Genomic DNA, 6,000 nt, shown 5'->3' on the forward strand with positions numbered 1-6,000 from the left:
CCGCTTACCCCCGGGGCCTACACTCGATTCACTAATCATGAAATGGAATCGAGTGTAGGCCCCGTTCCGCTGCCCGCCGCAGGGAGCGGAAATCCTGACAGGTCAGGGGCGGCCGAATCGATCGGAAGAGGAGCCGGCCAGTTGGCGGACGGCCGGCGCAAGTCCGCCTAGAGGGAGAAGTTCGGCATGAGGATCCTCGTCGATCTCACCAAATGCCAGGGCTACGCCCAGTGCGCCTTTCTCGCCCCGGACGTCTTCACGATCCAGGGGGACGAGGCACTAACCTACGATCCGCACCCTGACGGGGCGCAGCTCACGAGGATTCGGCGGGCCGCCGCTGCGTGTCCGGTTCAGGCCATCCGGCTCGAACAGCTGGACGGGCAGGACGGAGCGCTGCATCCGGACGCACCACCCTGGTCGGCTGCTCCCGTCGAGGACGGCGGGGGCACGTTCAAGAGAACCGGACGGATCGTCATCGTTGGAGCATCGATGGCCGGGCTGCGCGCAGCGGAGCGGTTACGCGAGGAAGGGTTCACCGGCTCGCTGACTCTGGTCGGCGAGGAGCCGCACGAGCCCTACGACCGGCCTCCGCTGTCCAAACAGGTCCTGGCCGGGTCTGTGCCCTTAGAAGACACTTCACTGCCACGCCACCGGGACATCAGCGCCACCTGGCGGCTGGGGGTGCCGGCAACCGGTCTGGACCTGGCTGCGAAGCAGCTCCACCTCGCCGACGGTAGCCGGATCGGATTCGACAAGGTGTTGATCGCCACCGGCTTGCGGGCCCGCCCCTGGCCCAACCCTGCAGAGGCGGGCCTGACAGGCGTCCTGACGTTGCGCACCCGGGAGGACGCGGCAACCCTGCGACAGCTCCTCGCGGGGCATCCCCGTCGGGTGTTGGTCATCGGCGCCGGGTTCATCGGTTGCGAGGTCGCTTCCGTCTGTCGGGAACTCGGCCTTCCGGTCACCGTCGCGGAGGCCGGTCCGGCACCGCTCGTCGCTGCCCTCGGCGAGGTGATCGGCGCAGTCGCCGGGGAACTGCAGATCGAGAATGGCGTGGATCTGCGATGCGGCGTCCGCGTCCTGTCCCTTGAGGGTGATGCCACGGGGCAGCTGCGCCGGGCCGTTCTGTCCGACGGCACCAAGCTTGAGGTGGACGTGGCGGTCGCCGCGCTGGGCGCCGTTCGCAATGTCGAATGGCTCGCAGATTCCGGACTGGCATGCGGCGTATGGGGCGTCGCGTGCGACGCCGGCAGCCGCGCCTTCGACGCGAACGGCCTGGTCACCGATGACGTCTTCGTCGCCGGCGACATAGCGCGTGCCCCGCAGCCGATGTACGGCTATCAATACCTCGCCGTCGAGCACTGGGCAAACGCCGTCTCCCAGGCCGAGGTCGCGGCACACAACATGGTCAGCCGCGAGACCGAACGGTGGCCGCATCTGGAGGTGCCGAAATTCTGGTCAGTCCAGTTCGGCACCGAAATCAAGAGCGTCGGGGTGCCCTCGGTCGCCGATGAGGTCGCCATCGTCCAAGGATCAGTGGACACGCGGCGATTCCTGGCCGTCTACGGCTACAAGGGCCGCATCGTCGCGGCGGTCGCCTTCAACCAGAACAAGTGGCTCGACTTCTATGAACCGCTGATCGAGCAGGCCGCACCCTTCCCGCCGTCATTTCACCACATCGACGAGTCAGCCCATGCCCAGCCCGTGCAGGCCGGGTTCAGACCCACGGCCAGCCCCACCCAGGACGCGACCGTCGTCGTGACGGGACACGATCCCAACGAACGCCGCGCCAGATTGAACCACACCGCCGCCGGTGACACGCCGTCACGGAGACCCACCGAAACCACCCCACGATCAAAGGAGCCTTCACCATGAGCCAGGCCAGCTCCTGGGAGCAGATCCTCGACTACTCCAACAGGGCTAACCCGTACCCGTTCTACGACGATCTCCGCAAGACGCCGGTGACACGGCTTCCGGACGGAAGCTATCTGGTGAGCACCTACGCGGAGATCGCCGCCCTGCTGCACGACCCGCGCGTAAGTTCCGACATCAACCGCAACCCGGCTGCCGCCGCGGCGGGCGCCGCCGCCGTCGGCGAAAACGACGACGACGGCAGCGGGGACGGCCCGGGCATGACTCCGACGTTCCTGAGCATGGATCCGCCCGACCATGACAAGTTTCGACGGATCGCCATGCGCCACTTCGGACCGCCCACAACGCCGGGCCGGGTCGCGGCGATGGAGCCAAGGATGACGGACATCGTCACCGAACTGATCGACAACATGTCCGGCCGCACCAGGATCGACGTTGTCGATGACCTGGCGTATCCACTGCCCGTCACCGTTATCTGCGAACTTCTCGGCGTACCCCCGGGCGACGAACAACGTTTCCGGGTCTGGGTGGACGTCGCCCTGCAATCCACGGATCCCGGCCTCGATCCGGAAACTCAGCAGAAGAAGAGAGCCGAAGCCGGGAAAGAACTGCGCGCGTTCATGGAAGAGCTGGTCGAGGCCCACCGCCAGGCACCGGGCAATGACCTGCTTTCAGCGATGGCCACAGATGATGGCCCGGAAGGCCGCATGCCGGACGAGCAACTGGTAAGCACCGGGCTTCTTCTGCTCATTGCCGGACATGAAACCACCGTGAACCTCATCTCCAACGGCGTGCTGACCCTGCTCCGTCACCCGGCCGAGCTCCAGAGGCTGCGCAACGACCCCGATCTTGCCATCCCGATGGTCGAGGAGCTGCTGCGCTTCGAGCCGCCAGTGCATTTCGTTCCCTTCCGCACAGCCCTCGACGACATCGACATCGCCGGCACGACCATCCCGGCCGGCGCCTCCCTCACCCTGGTCCTGGCCGCAGGCAACCGCGATCCCGCCCACGTCGCCGACCCCGATCACTTCATCCCGGACCGGCCCAACAACCAACACCTCGGCTTCGGCGGCGGCATCCACCTCTGCTTCGGTGCACCCCTGGCCCGGCTCGAAGCCCAGATCGCCCTCACCGAATTTGCCACCAGACTGGAGAACCCGCGGCTTGCCGCCGACCCTCCGCCCTACCGGCCAAGCCCGTTCCTGCGCGGTCCCTCGCACCTGCCCATCGACATCGACGGCGTCGCCTCTCGTCAGTAGACATCAGCAAACAGCCCAACGAACAGCCCGCAGCAGCGGCATGCTTGGCCCGCTAGTACTGATCACGGTCGAAGGTCGGTACTCCTGTCAGGTGATTCCACTCGTTCCAGGTCCTGGATCAGGTCGGCCTGGAACGTCGAAAAGCGGGCCAGGTGCGCAGGGCGCCGACGCAGCACGAACCATGCGGCGCCGAGCAGAAGGAACCAAACCGGCGTCACCAGGAGCGCCAGCAGCGTATCCGGTTGTGTGGTCAGTGCCCACAGGACGAAGGCGAAGAAAGCGAAGACCACCCAGACCATGGGAACTCCGCCGGGCATCCGATACTTGGACGCCTCATGCAGGTGCGGACGACGCCGGCGGAAGGCCACGTAACTGGCCAGAATGATGGACCACACGAAAACGAAGCAGACGGCGGACACCGTGGTCACCATGTCGAAGGCCTTGCCGATGTCCTGTCCCGCGTACATCAGCACCACGCCTGAGAGCAACAGGACGCAGGAGAGGAACAGGGCATTTTGCGGGACCTTGCGGCGGGACAGGGCACCGAAAATGGAAGGGGCGTCACCCTCCTTCGCCAGGCCAAACACCATGCGCGAGGTGGAGTAGATGCCCGAGTTGGCCGAGGACATGGCCGAGCTGAGCACCACCAGGTTCACCACGGTCGCGGCGGCACCGAGTCCGGCCAGCGAGAACATGGCGATGAACGGGCTGTGGCCGGCCTGGAACTGGGTCCAGGGGGTAACGGACATCAGGACGATGAGGGCTCCCACGTAGAAGAGCAGCACACGGATGGGGATGGAGTTGATGGCCTTCGGCAGGTTCTTCTCCGGGTCCTTGGCCTCCGCGGCGGTGGTGCCCACCAGTTCAATGCCCACAAAGGCGAAGACTGCGATCTGAAAACCGGCCACAAATCCCATGAACTCATTCGGGAAGAAACCGCCGTGGCTCCACAGATTCGTGAAAGTGGCTGGGCCGGCGTCGGACTGAAAACCACTCAATATCATGAACAGACCCACCACGATCAACGCCGCGATGGCGATGATCTTGATCAGCGCAAACCAGAACTCCGTCTCGCCGAACGCCTTCACCGTGGTGAGGTTCAGGAGCAGGAGAATGGCTATGGTTGCCAGTCCCGGGATCCACAGCGGCAGCCCCGGCCAGAGTTCCTTCGAGTAGCCGGCGATGGCGATGACGTCCGCGATTCCCGTAATCACCCAGCAGAACCAGTACGTCCAGCCCGTGAAGAAGCCGGCCCAGGGACCCAGGAGGTCTGCGGCGAAATCGCTGAAGGACTTGTAGCTCAGGTTGGACAGCAGGAGCTCGCCCATGGCCCGCATCACGAAGAACAGCATGAAGCCGATGATCATGTAAACGAAGATGACGGAGGGGCCGGCGGCCGAGATGGTTTTGCCCGAGCCCATGAAGAGGCCGGTGCCGATTGCGCCGCCGATGGCGATCAGCTGGATGTGCCGGTTGCTTAGCTGTCGCTCAAGATGTGGCGTTTCCTGGGTGGTTATGGTCTTAGTTGTCACGTGCTGCTCCTCAAATCAATTCTGGCTGGAGTGCTGCTGGGGTTGACGCCTGACCCGGTCCGCCGGGAATCGAATCCAGGCCGTTGAAGCTGTAGAGATGGATGCCCGCGATGTTGCCGGGCCGGCTTTCCAGCCCGGACACCAGGGTTTGTGGCGAATAGCGGTCACCGCTGAGGAGTTTGCGCGCCAACGGGCCCTTACGGCTAAGGAACTTCAAAGAACTTCCGACGCCGATCTGCGAGGCAAGGGAAACCAGCTTGGTCCGCGGGACGGAACCCGCCACCCCGGCCCAGACAGGCAGCCGCATACCTTCCCGGCGCAGGAGCGCCGCGTAATCAAGGATTGCCGGCGCCGAGAAGCACATCTGCGTGACAACGTGCGAAGCCAGGTGCTGCTTGGCGAGCAGGGCATCGAGCAGGTCTACGGGGCCAACCGAGGGGTGGCCCTCCGGGTAGCCCGCGATGCCTGTCCGCATCATGCCGCCGGAGTACTGCGCGATGTCTTCCAGCACTGGAAGGGCGGAATCGTACGGGCCGGCCGGCTGCTTCCGGTCGCCGCCAACCACGAACACCTCGCCGATGCTGGCCACATCGCAGTCGCGGATAATTCCGGTGAGCTGGCCACGGTCGTGCAGGCTCCGCGCCGCCAGGTGCGGGATGACGGAGTATCCAAGCACGCTCAGCTGCACGGCGGTGCGCATGGTCCGCTCGATGCCGTGATGGGGCAGGCACGTGATGGTGAGGGTTGTGGTCAACGGCACTGTGGCCTGGATTTTTTCGACGATGCCCTCGGAAGGGATGATCTCAAGTCGTGTGGGAAACATCTTTGGTCCTCTACGGTGTCAGACGCCGGCGTGCGTCGCGAGCAGTGAGCTGGCTTCCTGGCGGGTGCTGCCCGAGCTTTCGATGTGGGCGAGCTCGGCGGGGATTTCCCAGCCCTTCTTGCGCATCGCGGTGGCCCAGAGCCGGCCGGCGCGGTAGGAGGAACGCACCAGGGGTCCGGACATGACGCCGAGGAAGCCGATCTCGTCCGCCTCGTGCTGCAGGTCCACGAATTCCTGCGGCTTGACCCAGCGGTCCACCGGCAGGTGGCGTTCGGACGGGCGCAGGTACTGGGTGATGGTGATCAGGTCGCAGCCGGCCTCGTGCAGGTCCCGCAGGGCCTCGGAGATTTCCTCGCGGGTCTCGCCCATGCCCAGGATCAGGTTGGACTTGGTCACCATGCCGAGCTTGCGGCCCTGGGTGATGACGTCCAGGGAGCGCTCGTAGCGGAACGCCGGGCGGATCCGCTTGAAGATCCGGGGCACGGTTTCGACGTTGTGGGCGAAGACCTCGGGC

Annotated in this window: 4 protein-coding genes and 1 pseudogene; 2 read left to right on the forward strand and 3 right to left on the reverse strand. The window is 65.2% G+C overall.

The window, feature by feature from the left end:
- Positions 1 to 186: 186 nt before the first annotated feature.
- Positions 187 to 1,875 carry an FAD-dependent oxidoreductase gene (locus BLQ10_RS11525; protein ID WP_091562005.1) on the forward strand — a complete coding sequence of 563 codons (1,689 nt, stop codon included), beginning with the start codon at positions 187 to 189 and terminating at the stop codon, positions 1,873 to 1,875.
- A complete protein-coding gene (locus tag BLQ10_RS11530) occupies positions 1,872 to 3,131 on the forward strand; it encodes a cytochrome P450 (protein WP_091562008.1) in 1,260 nt (419 codons plus the stop codon). Before BLQ10_RS11525 ends, BLQ10_RS11530 begins: the two co-directional genes overlap by 4 nt.
- 62 nt (positions 3,132 to 3,193) lie before the next feature.
- Here the strand turns inward: BLQ10_RS11530 and cycA are convergent, their stop codons facing one another.
- From cycA to BLQ10_RS11545, 3 genes and pseudogenes are all read right to left on the reverse strand, one after another.
- Entirely contained in the window at positions 3,194 to 4,663 is a 1,470-nt protein-coding gene (gene cycA / locus BLQ10_RS11535; protein ID WP_091562009.1) for a D-serine/D-alanine/glycine transporter, read from the reverse strand.
- A 10-nt stretch (positions 4,664 to 4,673) separates the two neighbouring features.
- A complete protein-coding gene (locus BLQ10_RS11540; RefSeq protein ID WP_091562012.1) occupies positions 4,674 to 5,486 on the reverse strand; it encodes a methylenetetrahydrofolate reductase in 813 nt (270 codons plus the stop codon).
- An 18-nt stretch (positions 5,487 to 5,504) separates the two neighbouring features.
- A pseudogene (locus tag BLQ10_RS11545) lies at positions 5,505 to 6,000 on the reverse strand (lipoyl synthase); the annotation flags it as partial.

Origin of the sequence: Arthrobacter sp. ok362 (assembly GCF_900102785.1) — a bacterium.
GTDB lineage: Bacteria > Actinomycetota > Actinomycetes > Actinomycetales > Micrococcaceae > Arthrobacter.